Below are 16,291 nucleotides of genomic sequence, written 5' to 3' on the forward strand. Positions count from 1 at the left end.
CGTGCTGATCCTCAGCAGACTAACTTCATGGCTTGTTTATCCAAGCACCTTCTCAAATACCGGAAAGCTTGCCGCTCTTCCCGGGAATTTCACTTCTCCCCGCAGGTCATAACCTAAGCCCTGATACAGCCTGAGCGCCGCCGTATTCTTGGCATAGGTGTCCAATCGAAGACTTCGGTAACCCTCGCGTGCGCCATATTCTTCGGAGAAAGCTACCAATTTTCGCGCAATGCCTTGTCCGTGTGCTTCCGGATCGACAGCAAGGCGATGCATCATCAGATGCGGTCCCTCTACCTGCCTCCAGTTAATGGTCTGGTACTGTTCAGCCTGCGATTCGTCGAGGACAACGATCCCCAAAATACGGCCTTCGCCCTCAGCCGCAAACAACGTTCCACGCTGTAAATCCTCACCGATGACCTCCCGGTTCGGATACTGATCATCCCATTGATCGCTGCCTCCAGCCTGCATGACACTAACGCAGCGTGCAATCAAAGCCATGATTTCTTGAAGGTCCTCTATTCGTCCTGTCCGTATGTTTATATTCATCGATGCACCTACTATTGTTTTTTTAGAACAGTTTACTATGATTGGACGACTGTAACAACACGACCGTGAAACTCGATAGCATCCTACGAAATCATTCATTTCGTGGAATAGCACCTTTTAAACGTTCCAGTTAGGATGACCATTTATCTAAGCAATGTAAGAGTCACCTCTATCGTATTATTTACGAATGCGCGCTCTGGACGGGATTTCAACATGACGGTCAGCCCAATTAGCGATACGATGAGCGCTTGTGATAAAGCTTTGGCGTTTGTGTCACTCGCAAGCTCGCCCGATTGTATACCTCGTTCAATGGTTTCTTGAAATATGACCGCCAGGTACATCTGATGCTCCCTTGTGAGAATTTCAAATTTCTCATCATGAGGCGCAAGCTCGACCATCGTATTAATGCAAAAGCATCCTCGGCTGCGGCTTTCGGAATATTCCTCATTAACCACGTTCTCAAAAAAAGCTCGAAACGCCTCTCTAACCGTTCGATGGTTTTGTAGCCTGGTTCGCACCTCGGAAGCATGCGACCTCGTATATTTGCGCAGAGCGGTTTCAAACAGTTCCTTTTTGTCTCCAAAGGCAGAGTATATACTTGGCCGCTGAATGCCCATTCTGGAAGTCAAATCGCTCAATGAGGTAGCCTCATATCCCTTCTCCCAAAATAGCTGCATTGCGGCATCTAATACGTTCTCTTCATCAAATTCGCGGATTCGCCCCATAATGAATTACCTCTCGTTACTTTTTATTTTTAGGAAACTCCATGATCACAACTGCATGTAAACAGCTCATTTTATTACCAATCAGTATAATTAATTTTATGATGTACCGATGCTCTTGTCAAATAACGATTTTCTTTATATGTCAGGATAAAACCAACATAATAGATGTCATCCTAATCGTCAAAAATAAACGTGTTGACACGGCATGAGTTTATAAGATATATTTATCGGGAAATTTACCATACTGATCGGTACATAAAAATGAAAGGGTTGAATATACAAAAATGGAGGATATTACAGAAAAGGTAGCCGTCAAAAACGACACAGGGGCGAATGCGTTACAGGTGACGGTGACCTCGACCGAATCCGTTTATCGTACTCCCCTGACTCGTAACGTTACGTTATTGTTTGCGATTGCTTGCGGTATGTCGGTAGCCAATATCTACTTCGCACAGCCGCTGCTCGATCAACTATCGAACGAGTTCAACATGGACTATTCCATCATCGGAATTCTGATTACCGTCACACAGGTCTTTTATGCATTGGGCCTGCTGCTGCTGGTGCCTCTGGGGGATTTGCTGAACCAGCGCCGATTGATTATCGGTCAGATGGTAATCTCCATAATGGCTCTGGTTATCGTTGGTACTGCTTCCTCCGGCACGATGCTCTTCGCAGGTTTGGCTTTGGTCGGATTGCTTGCCGTTGTAACGCAAACCATTGTGGCATTCGCTGCTGCCATAGCTGCCCCTGCTGAGAGAGGGCGTGCCGTAGGTATGGTAACCAGCGGAATTGTGATTGGCATCCTTCTTGCGCGAACCATTTCAGGGGTTTTGAAGGATCTTGCAGGGTGGCGTTCGGTTTATCTGGTGTCTGCCGTGTTGATGCTGCTGATGGTTTACGCATTATATAAGGTGCTGCCAAATGTTGAGCGTAAGGTAAAGACTCTTTCCTATTCTCAACTGCTAAAGTCGGTACTGATATTGTTCCTGCAAGAACGGTTATTACGGATCCGTGCTGTATTGGCTATGATGATTTTTACGGCTTTCAGCATTTTGTGGACCCCATTGGTACTGCCCCTGAGCTCGCCACCGCTATCCCTTTCGCACTCGGCTATCGGCGCGTTTGGTCTCGTGGGCGTCGTGGGTGCATTGGCTGCAGCAAAGGCCGGTAAGCTGGCTGATCGGGGTTATGGACAAAGAACGACGGGGATTGCATTGTTCCTGCTATTGCTGTCATGGCTGCCAATCAGCTACACGGAACGGTCGCTGTTCGCCTTGGTCATTGGCATTATTCTGCTGGACTTGGCGGTACAGGCCGTGCATGTTACGAATCAGAGTATGCTTTTTGCATTGCGCCCGAAGGCGCGCAGTCGGATGGTTGGCGGGTACATGATTTTTTATTCCATCGGAAGTGCTGCCGGTTCCATTGCTTCAACCCATATTTACGCACACTTCGGCTGGAGTGGGGTATGCGTGCTCGGGGCCTCTGTCAGTGCTGTTGCTCTTGTATTTTGGGCTGTGACCAAAGGTACTGCGGCACCCGTAATTAAATAAAGCTTATGACCTATACGTGTTAAAAATCTTAAAGGAGAGATTCCCCATGGAGATAGGTATTACTTCGTTTGTAGAGGCAAATCGGATGTTCACACCGGTGAAGTGATGAGTCACGGACAGCGATTAGAGAGGGGGTTGAGAAGATGATCCTTGCCGATGAGGTGGGGACTGGATGTGTTTCTCTATATATAGTTATGGATGCTTTTCCTCAGAATAGCAAAAGACACGCCGTATGGCGTGCCTTCATCAAGCTTTCCTTATGGTGTTTTTCCCCAGGATCACCTCGCCTGTCGTCTTATTCCAGGACATCGGAATGCCTAGCTGTGATGTAATCAACTCCAATGGAAACATGCTCGTATTGGCCAGAAATGGAACGCTGACGTCATCACGTGTCACCTTTCCGTTCACCAATGCAACTGCGGGATCACCGGACTTAACTGGATACGGTATTCCCTCCATATGAGAAAAACCATACTGGAAAGGAAAAACTAGCATACCGATCTAGTAACTGTTCAAATCGCTGCTAGAGCAAGCCTACGTCTGCTGAAACAAGGTTGCCGTGACCTGGCAGTCCGCGCACAGGAACATATAATAAATGCCTTCCCCATACTCCTCAATCTGTTCCCAATCCAGCTGCCCAATGAATGTCATGCTTCGGGAACAGCAAGGGCAGGAAGGGTATACGGCGTCCTGAATCCAAGCCGGGTAGCCGCCGATTTGCGAAACCGCCGGACCGAGCGTCCAATAGGCCGCATAATAGCTGTTGCGAGGATGGTGTGCAAGCCGTAAAGACTGCGCCGCCGCTGCATAGCTTCTATCATCCTCCTCGGAATCAGGTTCCGGTACATAACCCTGTCTACTATTAGCTTGGCTCCATTCGGATTTCCCATGGAAATCCACATCCATATAGATCGTATCGTAACAGCTGCAGGTCACGCAGGTGCTCACCCGCAGCCTCTCTCCAGACAATCCAAGGAATCGAAGCTTCGGGTGGCTGATGTCCAGATCCGTCAGGGTGGTCAGGCGACGCCCGCACCATGGACAGAGCGCGGAATTCTCCTTCAAAAATTGTGCGGGTTCGTGTTCCGCTATCCATGTGCTTTCGGACAGCACCCTTTTCTCTATGGCGAAGCTTTCATTGAAAAATAACCGGCGCTTGCCCCCATTCTCCGTAAGCTCCCAGCCCCCCTCATGCGCGTAAGCTTCAGGCGGGACATATAGTTCCTCCGCCCAGGATGGAGAATCGGACCTCCATTCTTGAAATTGGTGCACAACCTGATCATCTCCGATCCAAGCCAGGGCAAGCAGCAGATGGTTGCGATGATCGCTGTCCTGCTCTACTTGTTGCAGCAGCTCGTCCCGGCTCCGGGCAGAGGCATCCTTGAACAGAATGCCGGGGTAATAGATACTACGTTCCAGCAATGTTGGTATGCAGGTTTCAAGCGACTTGTTCTGATAGCAGATCAGGGACACAAGAATTTCCTGACAGGTGTCCTCATCGCCCGCTTCCAGCAGATCAAGGGCAAAATTCAGCATACGTTCGGCCTCGCCTGGAGATAACGCCGAATATACCTCTTCTCTTTTCTGCGGATAGGGAATATATCGAATCAATGGATCCCGCTTCAGCGGGGCATGCATGATCTTAAGGACCTCTACGGGATCTGTAATCCCTTCGTATAAGTTGATGTCTCTCCGATTTTGTTCTATGTAACGCTGCCGTTCCTTACGCTCCATCTCCTGCTTGCACGGCATGCAATAACCGCCGGTCTTGGCCGCGGTTGCCGGTAGTATCCTTGCGGAACAGCCTTCGCTTCGACATGGCAGCCGTTCTGTCATGCTAGCCCCTCCTTATTGAGTGTGAGTCAAATCAGCTCGATTTCGGCCCAGTCATACTCATGGCCATCCATCCTTTCTATTAACTATAGCTTTCTTTTCATTCCCATATCAACAAGGAGCTCTTTGAATCTACCACTGACCGGCAGGCATTTGGCTTCTTGCATATTAGGGAGCGAAATGACTGGAAGTCTTATAGCGTCTCCATGGAGTCGTGCGCACTGCTACCTGTGCGAACCGTGCGCGGCTTGGGACATGCTCTAGATGTTACCCTTTCAGATCGATCACGGTGTGTATTGTGAACAGCATACTCTTTTGTGTATATACTCTTAACGGCAGGAATCGGTTGGCGCATTGTTAAGCTCTCTCAACTCAGCGATTGCCCGAACCCTGTTCGCCACGTAGGATGTAATGGCTGCCAGCCGTACTCCATCCGGGCTTTGGCGTTCGAAGCGCCGCGCTCGCCGCGCTTGCTCCCCGCTTGATATGCTGGAGATGGCGCTTGCAGCGCTTCGGCATACACCGGCAGCCATACCGTTCCCGCAGCCGGCTCATCATCTACGATATTAACCGGACCCGCCGGCCAGTCCAATGCCTGCAGAGCGGCATTCGCCGCATCCTCGATATGGAGAAATGATATAACGCCGTCCGTTGCCGGAAGAGCTCGAGTTCTTACCTTTTCCGCCATGACCCCGTTGGCGTCGTACCACGTGCCGGGACCGTAGAACATGCCGTACCTTAGAATGACGTGGTTTGGCATTTGGGCAACGGCATGTTCCAGCGATATGATACCGTCTATCGTGGACTTGCGAGGTGCAGGCGCCTGGATATCCAGGGGGGCGTCTTCGGCGGCGGGATGCTCCCCCGGCTCGTATGCCCAGGCAATGCTCTGGGCAATCATTCGTGTAACGCCATGGATCTGCGCGGCTTCTACCAGATGGCGGGTACCCTCCATCCGAATCCTCGCATTATCCTCCAGATTCCATTGGCTTAACGAAGTGAGCTGATGGATAACGACATCCGGCCGTACTTCCCCGATCGCAGCTATCATCCCTTGTCGATCAAAGGCATCCGCCACGATCGCTCTTGCTCCCCATGATTCGATCAACCCTTTCCGCTGAGGATTGTGGGTCATGCCTGTAACTTCATGACCGGCTTGCACCAGTTTGGGAAGCAACCGCTGGCCGATCACTCCGGTGGAGCCCGCTACGAATATCTTCATAAATGACAACCTCCCGCGTACTCGATATAAAATGAATGTGGACCTTCGGGATTGAAAGACGTTAGAAGGGCCGTGGTCCCATTGGATATTGGCGGTTTGACAGTTCTTATCTTAGCATGATGGAAAGGCATCCTTAAGGGCCACTTTTCATCGGGAAGACCATGCCAATTCATCCGATCGTTAGGTTTGCTCGACAAACGAAATCACTGATTAAGTAAGTGCTTTGGACTTGCAATAGACAAAGCGTACAGGGTACTCGCAGTTTGACAAATGCACAGAGCATCGTAGTTTGACAAGCACGACAAGGCGCACTGTGACATGCGTGGATAGAGCACCCGCCGTTTGATAAGTGCGCACAGTATCGTATTATTACAAGCGCGATAGGATACTCGTATTTTGACAAGCACTAAGCACACGCAGCACTCGAGTTCGACAAGCGCGTTAGAGCACCCGCTGTCAGTGAACAAAGCATTTACTTAGACAAGTGCACCGTAGTTACAAGCACGACAAAGCACGCAGCACCCGAGTTCGACAAGTGCAATAGGACCCGCTGTCAGTGAACAAAGCATTTACTTAAACTCGACAGAGCGCGCAGCACTCGAGTTCGACAAGTGCGATAGAGCACCCGCTGTCAGTCAACAAAGCATTTAGTTAGACAAGTGCCGTAGTTTTACAAGCACGACTAAGCACGCAGCTCCCGAGTTCGACAAGTGCGATAGCACCCGCTGTCAGTCAACAAAGCATTTACTTAGACTCGAAAGAGCGCGCAGCACTCGCATTCTTCGTTCAACGCAAAAACGCACCACATCAAGTGGTACGTTTTTGGGAACCAGCCTTCTCCTGTCATTACTCTTGGTCTATTACATCACTTACTGATACATGCATGCGGCTGTGCAGCTGCTGGCACTCCGGCTGATCGCACACGCCATAGAAGGTAGCGATTCGATTGGTATCCACCGTATCGATTTGAGCATTGCAATGCCTGCACAAGATGACACCCATATTCACCCTTTTAACAGAATTGTCCATACTTCACTCATCCTTTCTTGGTATCAGATTGTGTTCGAACTTCCCGCCATCAGCTTCCTGATCATTTACAGACCGAACCTCCATTCTCGCTTCAAACTCTTCTGGTTTCAACTCACCTCCAATTATGCATTTTTAATAATCATCTCATGTTATTAATGTACAATATAAATAAATAATACACAATATATATTCGTAAAATAGTCTAATTTCGTTATATATGACGTCATATTTATGGGGGCAACATAAAAAAACCACTCTCGATCGTAACGGAAAGCGGTTCATGGCCTAAATTTGCAAATATCACGCCAGCATATGCTTTTTTAATCAATTGGAAGAACTATATCGCTGTTAAGCATAGCCTGAAAGCAATACCTATTGCTAAACCCGCAAAACACGAGTTATACTAGCCATCATAAGGACGTGAAGAACACGCCGCTTCTACGCAAAGTGCCCCAATGAAGGATTGGGGTTGCATTGTATGGGGCGGCTTTTTTATTGTCTAGCGCAATCGCATTCCATCTATTACTAAGGAGGGAAACTGGTCATGTCACGGTTTGATCAACAATATGAGCTCTGGATACACACGAATATCTTGAATGAAAAGAATCCCCGCAGGCTCGAAATCCTTCATAAAGGGTTAGGCCACGGCACCGTAGAGTTCCTGCGCTCGGTATGGTTTCCGGCGATCGGTAATTTCAATGACTTGCATCCGGAATGGGAAGTACGCGATTTCAGCAATGGTTATCGTTATTTGGACCTTGCCTATATGCCCGGTGATGGAAGAGGAGGCATCGAAATCCAAGGATACGGACCGCATGCCCGCGATCTGGACGTCAGAAGGTTTAAGGATTTATGCCGCCGTCACTGCTTATTGGCACTGGATGGTTGGACATTCCTTCCCATTGCCTACCCCTCCATCGTCGATGAGCCAAAACAATGCCAGCAGCTCATCTTATCCTTCGTCGGCAGGTTTGTGGCGTCGGATGTGCCTGCGTCCTTAAGTTGGCTGGAAGCAGAAGCTGTCCGATTTGCGCGACGATTGCTGCGCCCGATAACCCCATTAGAACTCGCGAATCATCTTAGGGTGAGTGACCGGCACACCCGACGCTTATTGCATAAACTGGTCGAGCTCCAGATTCTGGACATAGCAAGCGGAAAACAACGAGCTCGTACCTATAAACTGCGCTTGTAATGGCAGTCACTGACGGGAGCATGAATCAGTTCTTGCAGGTACTGCAGATATTGCAGTTCTTGCAGTTCTTGCAGATATTGAAGGTATTGCAGTATCCGGAGACGAATGTTAGTTACACTAAGCGGACATCAGATACGTTATTTCGAAAAAAACAGCCACTTTAGCCGAACTTCTGGACTCAGAATCCGCTATCTACTATAAATACCACGATTAACAGCCATTTTCTATGTAATAGCGGATCTGGTGTCCTCATTTAACCCCAAACCCATCATTCGAGACTTAATAGCGGAACCTCTGTCCTCAAACGTTGCAACAGTCAGCCAAACACGAGCCCATACCTACCAACTCCGCTTGTAATGGCAGTAAGGACGGAGCATGCAACAGTCCTTGGAAATATTGCAGGTCCTGCAGTTCTTGCATTCTTGCAGTTCTTGCAGGTCCTGCAGTTCTTGCAGATATTACAAGCATTGCAGGTATTGAGGGTATTGAGGGTATTGAAGTTCTTGCAGATATCCAAGATACAAATAAACAAACTAATGGACACCAGATCCGTTATTTCGAAAAAAACAGCCACTTTACCCGAACTTCCGGACTCAGAATCCGCTATTTACTTTAAATACCACGATTAACAGCCATATTCTATGTAATAGCGGATCTGGTGTCATCATATTACCCAAAACCCATCACTCGAGACTTCATAGCGGATCCTCTGTCCTCAAACGATCCAACAGTCAACACCCTTATTCAGCGGCCTGGTATTCCTCGGACAAACAAAATCTCAATCTACTAACACAATACAACCATCAATTCAATCTAATTGACCGATGCAATCAGTCCACAAGTCAGTTCCATCGATGGATAAAATCCAATTAATCGATACAATCCGTCCATCAATACATCCTCGTCCTTCGATTCATTCTATCCGTTCGACACAGTAGGTTAATCGTTACAAATCGGACGGGCGGTCGATCCACACAATCCATCCCTCCATCCATCCATCCATCAATTCAATTCAATTCAATTCAATCAAATCAAGTTCAATCCAATCAATTCACCCTTAGAACCGAATAACTGAATCTGTTCATTTGGGCACCATCACCCGGCTTTGTATGGTAGTCAGCATCTCATCCCAATAGCGCCTCATGATCTCTCTCATATAAACGTCATCCAGCATCTCCTGGTGAATCGCAATGGTCGTGTTTCCCGTTTTCGTGGACAACACATAAATTTGCAGCCGGGATGGGTTGTCCCACTCCTTGCGTTTCCAAGTTAAGCGCAGCTTATGGTAAGGTACGACCACCGTAATTTTGCCGGACACGCCTTCCTTTGACTCATACTCATGCCCGACCTGCAGCTCCAGAGAAGAGACATCTCCGATCCATAAGGGCAGTCCCTCAGAAGACATGAGGAAATCCCAAACTCTCTCTTTCGTCACGGCCATCGTCTTTCTGACCCCGATCTGCACCCCGGCATCTTTGGATACGCCGACCGGCACACGCCCCATGATCTGCTCATACATGACAGCGATCCATTCGCCCCATTCATCGGATATCCGATGCTGCTCAACGATATGGTTTCGGATCTGCTCGTGTGACCAGAGCGGACCCACTTCCTGCCCAAGGACTACGATCCATTCTTCCCACGAACGTTCCGTTGCCTTCATCACTTCTTGTTTAAAAATCGTGCCTGCCATCGTGCTCTCTCCTCCCTGACGCAATCTGATGGAGTTTATTATATAATACAAACACTGACAAAGAAGGTCAGTGTTTATGCTTAGGATTGATAATATTTTAATAGGGACTCCGCAATGTCGATCATGCCTGATTTCAGTTCCTCGGGCCCGATGATTCGAATCTTCCCGCCAAACGACAAAAGGTAGTAGGCAACTTGCGTGTATAACGTATGCTCATCCAGCCTGAACACCGCATCCTCCGCCGTACGTTCGACGAGGGCTTGACTGAGCAGCCAGTGCGCGCATAGATCGTCCAAAGCTTGAGGGATCCCTTGGATATGCACGGAAACCAAATGAGGATTGGATTCGGTACCTTGCCCCGACAGTAAGCTCTCCAATACATACTCCCGCGGGGAAAACGGCGTCGGACGTTCAAACGTGTTGTCGGTATGCCGGATATCGCTCATACGGTCGACACGGAAACAGCGAATTTCACCGCGCAAATGGCAATAGCCCACCGCATACCATTTGCTTTTCCAATGGACGAGCCCATATGGATCTATGGTACGCGTTTGCCTGACACCGTCATAGCCTGTTGCGTAATCGATTACCAGACTGGTTTGCCGGTCGATCCCCGCCTCGATCTCATGCAGCATGGAGGTAAGCCCGGATGCTGCGGGCGGATGGATGGCCTCGATGCTGTTCTCGTGAAGCGCCAAACGCTCCAGCTGCTCCGGATTCGTATATCGTTTTATTTTAGAAACGGCTCGATGGAGCGGATCGATGGACGGATACCCCGCTTCCCGTGCGAATGCGGCGGCATGAAGAAGCGCCTTTTGCTCATCGGCATCAAAAAACAGGGGCTCCAGCTTGATATGTTCAGGAATGTAGTACCCTCCATCGCGTCCAATCTCCGAAATGACGGGTACACCCGAAATGCACAGGGCATCGATATTCCGGTAAATCGTTCGGATATGCACGCCCAGTTCCTCCGATAGCTGTTTTGCCGTGATTCTTTTTCGCGATTTCAGTAGCCATAGAATAGCCAGCATATTATCGGCTTTAGACATCGTATGCAGCAGCCCTTCCCTTGGAATTCATATATGTGATCACATTATATATCACTTCCTAGTAGAAGGTTTAGAGATTTCTTCCTGCTATAATCCGGATGTTGATCACCGCTTCCCCTCATTCCGATGAGAAAAGCCGACCCTCTGCAGGATCGGCTAGTCAATGAGTACCATCGTGCGGTGGCACTGCTCCCTGTGTCAGCACGGTGTGGTCCGGGGGCATGCTTGGATGGCTGTCTATATCCTTGAATGATGCCTTGCTTCATCTGCTGTCATAATCATGCCCCGCCGTGAATGATGACTTTTCCTCAATGATCATGGTCCACCGTGATGACAACGCTGCCCCTCTTGCGTCCTTCATCTACGTACCGGTGCGCCTCAGCCATTTGCTCCAATGCATACCTTCTGTCGATGACCGGCTTGATCTTCCCTTTTCCAAGCAGCTCCGCAAGCAATCTCAGATCCTCCATCAGCACCTTGGCCACCCCTTGCCCTTCAACGGTTACATAGCTCCCGCCCGGGGTGAGCAAATGCTTGCATCTGGATTTCGGCAGTTTACCGACCGCATCCAGGATGATGTCGTATCGCGCTCCGCTTGTGGTCAAATCCTCTTTTGTATAATCAATGACCTGATCGGCTCCGAGCGACCTCACCAGCCCCACATTCACGGTACTGCAAACGCCGGTAACAACTGTTCCATAGTGCTGCTTAGCAAGCTGTACGGCTAACGTCCCCACCGCACCGGACGCTCCATAAATCAGAACCTTGTGCCCCTGCCGGATGTTCCCTTTTCTAAGAAAATGCAGGGCCGTCGTTCCTCCGAAAGATACGGCGGCGGCATCGTCATAAGTCACATGATCGGGCTTCATCAGCAAAAATGAGTCTTCGCGCATGCAGATATACTGGGCATACGTACCGAATCGCATTCCCCTGAATGCCAAGACCTGATCGCCTACCTTGAACCGCGTAACATCCTTGCCTATCGCTTCTACTTCCCCTGCCAGCTCCACCCCGAGTATCGGTTGTCTTGGCTTTCTCAGACCCAGCACCAATCGCATGGGAATCTTATACACAAGAGGACTGCGTAATCCCCGTACTCGGCAATCTCCCGAATTGACGGTGGTGGCGTAAATTTTGATCCGAATTTCGCGCTCTTTTGGGATAGGCTTCTCTACCTCTTGCAGCTTTAACACAGCCGGTGATCCATAAGCGGTGCATACCATTGCTTTCATGGGTTTCCTCCAAACCTGCATTTGCAATCAGTATATCTGCCGTCAGGCACTGGAACATAGATACTTAAGTATGGTTTTCTCATGAACAGCGATATCGGAAGGGAGATAGCTATCGATGAATATCCATTCTGCGACCGACCGTCAGTCACTCACAGTAAACCCAGCTCTCGTGCGCGCGCTACAGCTTCGGTACGGCGCGTGGCCTGAAGTTTATCGAAAATCATCCGGTTGTGCCCTTTCACAGTGCTGAGGGCAACAAAAAGCCTCTCGCTAATCTGACGATTCGATAGTCCATCGGCAATAAGCTGCAGAACCTCCAATTCCCGCCGGCTAAGCGGCTCAATCAGAGACTCCGCAGGCTGAACAAACCCTGGAACGAATACTGATGTAACTCCACTTTCTAGTCCTTCAACATCAAATGCATGCAGCAGCCGCTCCAGATAATCATGGATGGGCCATAACAGCTTCTGCTCCGGCCCGTCTACAGCTCCTCTTAAGGGCAGCTGCTTCGGTTTGTCTACAACTTCCCTTAACAGCTTCTGCTTCGGTTTGCTCACGGCTTCCCTAAATAGCTTCTGCTTCGGTTTGCTCATAGTTGCTGCGCTTAGTAACTTCCGCATCGGCTGCCCTTCATCGATAAACATCCGGATGAAGCCGCCCGGCTCGCCCATCTCCAGCACATCCGCAATAACCTGTGCCGCTCTCCGTTTCTCCCCATGGGCGTGAAGGGCTAAAGCCTGCAGCACCATCACCTTAAGCTGCTCGTCCGCCCATCCCTTAACTTCCATATCTGCTCGTAAATGTTCAAGTATTACCAGTGCTGCCGCCGTATCCCCCTGTGCGAGCAGCACTCGGGCTTGGCTGAGCTTGAGATCATACTTCTGGGCAAGCTGCGACGCTGAACGGACATTCCCTTGCTGCAGCATGGCTAGCACTTGTGCCTCGGCAATATGGGGCAGCTGATGCGCGAAATGATGCTGACGGGCGAAGTGATCCGCCTTGGCTAACATGGCAGCCGCTTCGCTCACCGCTCCCCGTGTAAGCTTCAGCCTTGCGAGAAACACCTCGCAGGCCACGACCCTGTCTGTATGCTCGAACTGCCCGGCCAAGGAGAGGGCCTGCTGCCCATGCTGTTCCGCTGCATCCAGGTCATTCCACTCACGGCATATTCGGGCCAGGCCCAAATGCGCTTCGCATGCTGCCGGCAGTGGAGGGTCACCTGCCAAATGCAGAACACGCCGATACGTCTCGGCCGCAACATATAACTGATTCTCCGCTTCCTGAATGATTCCGAGTCCGAGCGTCGCCATCATGTCGATCATCATGTGCCCAATCTTCTGACTGATGGTTACGGCTTCCTGATACGCCTTGCCAGCCGCGGCCCGATCCCCCTGCAACTGGTAGGCGTATCCCAGCGTCCATATCGTGGCCGTGCGGACAGGCAGATTATGCGGATTCAAGAATTCCAAAGCCCGGCGCGATTCGGCCATGATGGTATCCGGCTGATGTTTGCTGACAGCAAGGGTGGCACGTATAGAGGCGATATGCCCTATAAGATCCCGGGTATAATCGTCCTCCGCAGCATGCAGATGAGTCTCGGCGGCTTGAAGTTTAGGTTCGATACCGGTCATTTGGCCGACCATTAACATCGCAGAAGCATGCATCACGTTTAAAGCGGGCCTTGCATCCAATTCCTCCTTAGGCAAGGAATCCAGCCAATGGAGCACAGGGCCTATCGCTCCACGGAAAACCAGGGGCATCCCCTCCCCTTCAATCAGACGTGCTGCCCGATCCACATCCTGCGCGGCAATCGCATGGTGGAAAGCTTCCAGCAGAAGTTTATGACGTTCATGCCATTCACTTGCACGACGATGCAATTCGGATACATCCCTCTCTCCGCCAACCGCAGAAGTGCCCTTTCGAGATAGACGCTGCCGCAGTGCATCCGTGAACAGGTGGTGATATCGGTACCAGCGCCTCTCCTTGTCGAGCGGAACAATGAATAAGTTAACGCGCTCCAGGTACTCCAGGGTCTCTTGCCCGGAGATGGCGTTCAGCGGAGAATCACGAGCTTCGCTCATCAGAACGTATTCGCATAATGAACCGCACAGCCGGTCAAGGATGGAGGTGTACAGCAAAAAATCCTGAATGCCCTCAGGCTGCTGCTGCAGCACTTCTTCGACCAGATAGTCCAGTACATCACGGTGCTTGCCGCCGAAGGATCGGATGAAGGTGGCCGCGTCTTGATGGCCCTGCAAGGACAACGCCGCTAATTGCAGGCCGGCAATCCAGCCCTCCGTGCGGGATTCAAGGAGCGCAGCATCCTCCGCTGACAAATCCAGTCCCATGACGCGTCGCATGAATTCAGAGGTTTCAGCGGATGTGAAACGCAAGTCCGATGTCCGCACTTCCGTCAACTGGTCCCGGGCACGCAGCCGGGCCAAGGGCAGATCGGGATCGTGACGGCTGGCGATAACCACATGCATCTGCGGCGGCATCCGCTCAATGAGAAAGCCCAGAGCGCTGTCGATCGGTTTGGAATCCACCACATGGTAATCATCAAGAACCAGAATGAAACGGTCCGGTAGGATCGCAATGTGATTAAGGATGGCCGTGACGATAGCTTCGACCGGCAGAGGAACAGGGGACGGCGCTTGAAGTTTGCTCATGACGCCCTCTCCGATATCAACCCCGATGGTTTGCAGGGCAGCCGCAAGATAAGCCAGGAATCTTGCCGGCTCACGGTCTCCCTCCTCCAATGACAGCCAGGCGGCTGGCAGCGGGGAGCCTTCGGTCCATTGGCTGAGCAGCGTGGTTTTACCGCAGCCTGCAAAGGCGGAAATCATAGTCAGCTTTCGTTGCAGAAGCAGCCCCTCGTTCAAACGCTCGATCAAGCGGGGACGAAGAACAGCCTTGGATCGGGGAGGAGGTATATACAGTTTTGTAGACAAAATAGGCGTGGACATCATAACCCCCGTTATGCCGTCATTGCAGCATTTTTTAACATATATATTATGATAAAATGTTCGACGGCTTCCCGGAATTCCCTCTTGTACGTTAAATCCATTCGCTTAGGGTTTGAGTATCAGAAGCATGATTTGCAGGGTTAGGCATACGATGTATCCGAAATGCTTGAGGCCCTGTAATTGATCCTATCATCCCTATCATTCATGCAAAAGGAGGTTTCAGATGAAAATTCACCATTCGATTCCCTGGCGTGACAATTTGTATCTGTTCAACTATCGAAGCGTCCATACAGAGCCGGTGGAATATTTTCATTATCATGAAGGATTGGAGATCCTGTACATTCACGAGGGCGCCGGAAAATATATCGTCAATAATCAAACGTACTCGCTGAAGCCTGGCACCCTGGTGTTGATTAAACCTTTTCAAATTCACCATATTAAAGTCATCGTACCGCCGAATTACATTCGCAGCCTGCTGAAAATCAAAGCGTCCGTCATCGAGCGTTTCCTCACCGCACTCCCACAGCTGACAACCGCTGTTTCACAATTGCTGGAGCATCCGTGGTCCAATCAGGTGTTTCATCTGTCGTCCAAGGATGCCTTATATTTGGAAAATCAGTTTTTGCAGCTGCATGAGATGCTGGCCAGCGTTCCGACCAAGGTTCAGAAGGAAGTTGTCGCCTTGTTTTTATTTCATTTCTTCACCTACTTCAATAGCCATATTTACTCGCCGGATCGCAGCGGGGGCTTCAAGTATCATACAGCCGCTGGTTCGATCGAGCCTGTCGGCGCCATGGTAAGGTGGATTGACAAGCACTATCATCTATCCTTTACGATTAACGAAATGGCTGCAGAGCTTCATTTCTCCCCCAGTTATTTGTCCAAGCTGTTCAAAGAGCAGATGGGCATGACCATCATTGAATATACAAACAACAAGCGTTTGGATGAAGCCAGAACGCTTCTTGGCTTGCCGTCTCTGACAATCGAAGACATCAGTAAACAGACCGGATTTAACTACCCCTCGTATTTTATCGCGATGTTCAAAAAAAAGTACGGCATGACGCCCCTTCAGTATCGAATGCAGACGAAATTATGATATTTTCGAACAGCAATGTGATATTGGGATTGGATTATAATTAGAGCGCTTAAACAATAGTTCTGATTGTGAGGTGATGTGTTTCGCACAGAAAAAACGCAAGGCAAAAATGCGACGGTACGATGAATAGTGTCCAAAATAGCGGGGAGGTTTCA

13 protein-coding genes are annotated in these 16,291 nt (G+C 49.9%); 3 read left to right on the forward strand and 10 right to left on the reverse strand.

The window, feature by feature from the left end:
* Positions 1-36: 36 nt before the first annotated feature.
* Positions 37-546 (reverse strand): GNAT family N-acetyltransferase, encoded by a 510-nt coding sequence (locus PAEVO_RS17340; protein ID WP_100538665.1) that lies wholly within the window; start codon positions 544-546, stop codon positions 37-39.
* 143 nt (positions 547-689) lie between these two features.
* On the reverse strand, positions 690-1,271 hold the full coding sequence (locus PAEVO_RS17345; protein ID WP_100538666.1) for a TetR/AcrR family transcriptional regulator: 582 nt from the start codon (positions 1,269-1,271) through the stop codon (positions 690-692).
* A gap of 284 nt (positions 1,272-1,555) precedes the next feature.
* Between PAEVO_RS17345 and PAEVO_RS17350 the strand changes: the two genes are divergently transcribed.
* Entirely contained in the window at positions 1,556-2,824 is a 1,269-nt protein-coding gene (locus PAEVO_RS17350; protein ID WP_207797485.1) for an MFS transporter, read from the forward strand.
* Between the two features lie 246 nt (positions 2,825-3,070).
* Here PAEVO_RS17350 and PAEVO_RS34415 read toward each other — a convergent pair whose 3' ends face one another.
* From PAEVO_RS34415 to PAEVO_RS17370, 4 genes are all read right to left on the reverse strand, one after another.
* Positions 3,071-3,220: a hypothetical protein gene (locus PAEVO_RS34415; protein ID WP_243390808.1), complete on the reverse strand. Its 150-nt coding sequence runs from the start codon at positions 3,218-3,220 to the stop codon at positions 3,071-3,073.
* Between the two features lie 138 nt (positions 3,221-3,358).
* A complete protein-coding gene (locus tag PAEVO_RS17360) occupies positions 3,359-4,660 on the reverse strand; it encodes a DUF1963 domain-containing protein (RefSeq protein WP_100538667.1) in 1,302 nt (433 codons plus the stop codon).
* 364 nt (positions 4,661-5,024) lie between these two features.
* Positions 5,025-5,879: an NAD-dependent epimerase/dehydratase family protein gene (locus tag PAEVO_RS17365; protein WP_100538668.1), complete on the reverse strand. Its 855-nt coding sequence runs from the start codon at positions 5,877-5,879 to the stop codon at positions 5,025-5,027.
* A gap of 846 nt (positions 5,880-6,725) precedes the next feature.
* Positions 6,726-6,908, reverse strand: a complete 183-nt coding sequence (locus PAEVO_RS17370) for a GapA-binding peptide SR1P (RefSeq protein WP_100538669.1) — start codon at positions 6,906-6,908, stop codon at positions 6,726-6,728.
* A 544-nt stretch (positions 6,909-7,452) separates the two neighbouring features.
* On the opposite strand from PAEVO_RS17370, the gene PAEVO_RS17375 reads away from it, so the two are divergent.
* Positions 7,453-8,100 (forward strand): transcriptional regulator, encoded by a 648-nt coding sequence (locus PAEVO_RS17375; protein WP_100538670.1) that lies wholly within the window; start codon positions 7,453-7,455, stop codon positions 8,098-8,100.
* Between the two features lie 1,081 nt (positions 8,101-9,181).
* On the opposite strand, the gene PAEVO_RS17385 is transcribed toward PAEVO_RS17375, so the two are convergent.
* The 4 genes from PAEVO_RS17385 to PAEVO_RS17400 form a co-directional block, all read right to left on the reverse strand.
* Positions 9,182-9,793, reverse strand: coding sequence for an SRPBCC family protein (locus PAEVO_RS17385; protein WP_100538672.1), 612 nt, complete (start codon positions 9,791-9,793; stop codon positions 9,182-9,184).
* Positions 9,794-9,873: 80 nt separating this feature from the next.
* Entirely contained in the window at positions 9,874-10,842 is a 969-nt protein-coding gene (locus PAEVO_RS17390) for a helix-turn-helix transcriptional regulator (protein WP_100538673.1), read from the reverse strand.
* A gap of 308 nt (positions 10,843-11,150) precedes the next feature.
* Positions 11,151-12,074, reverse strand: a complete 924-nt coding sequence (locus tag PAEVO_RS17395) for an NAD(P)-dependent alcohol dehydrogenase (RefSeq protein ID WP_100538674.1) — start codon at positions 12,072-12,074, stop codon at positions 11,151-11,153.
* A 149-nt stretch (positions 12,075-12,223) separates the two neighbouring features.
* The gene (locus tag PAEVO_RS17400) at positions 12,224-15,040 is read right to left on the reverse strand and encodes a winged helix-turn-helix domain-containing protein (RefSeq protein WP_100538675.1); all 2,817 of its coding nucleotides are present in this window, start codon (positions 15,038-15,040) and stop codon (positions 12,224-12,226) included.
* A 223-nt stretch (positions 15,041-15,263) separates the two neighbouring features.
* Here PAEVO_RS17400 and PAEVO_RS17405 point away from each other — a divergent pair, with 223 nt between their 5' ends.
* Positions 15,264-16,136: an AraC family transcriptional regulator gene (locus PAEVO_RS17405; RefSeq protein WP_100538676.1), complete on the forward strand. Its 873-nt coding sequence runs from the start codon at positions 15,264-15,266 to the stop codon at positions 16,134-16,136.
* Positions 16,137-16,291 lie beyond the last annotated feature (155 nt).

The organism is Paenibacillus sp. GM2FR (assembly GCF_002803325.1).
Classification (GTDB): Bacteria; Bacillota; Bacilli; order Paenibacillales; family Paenibacillaceae; genus Paenibacillus_AQ; species Paenibacillus_AQ lautus.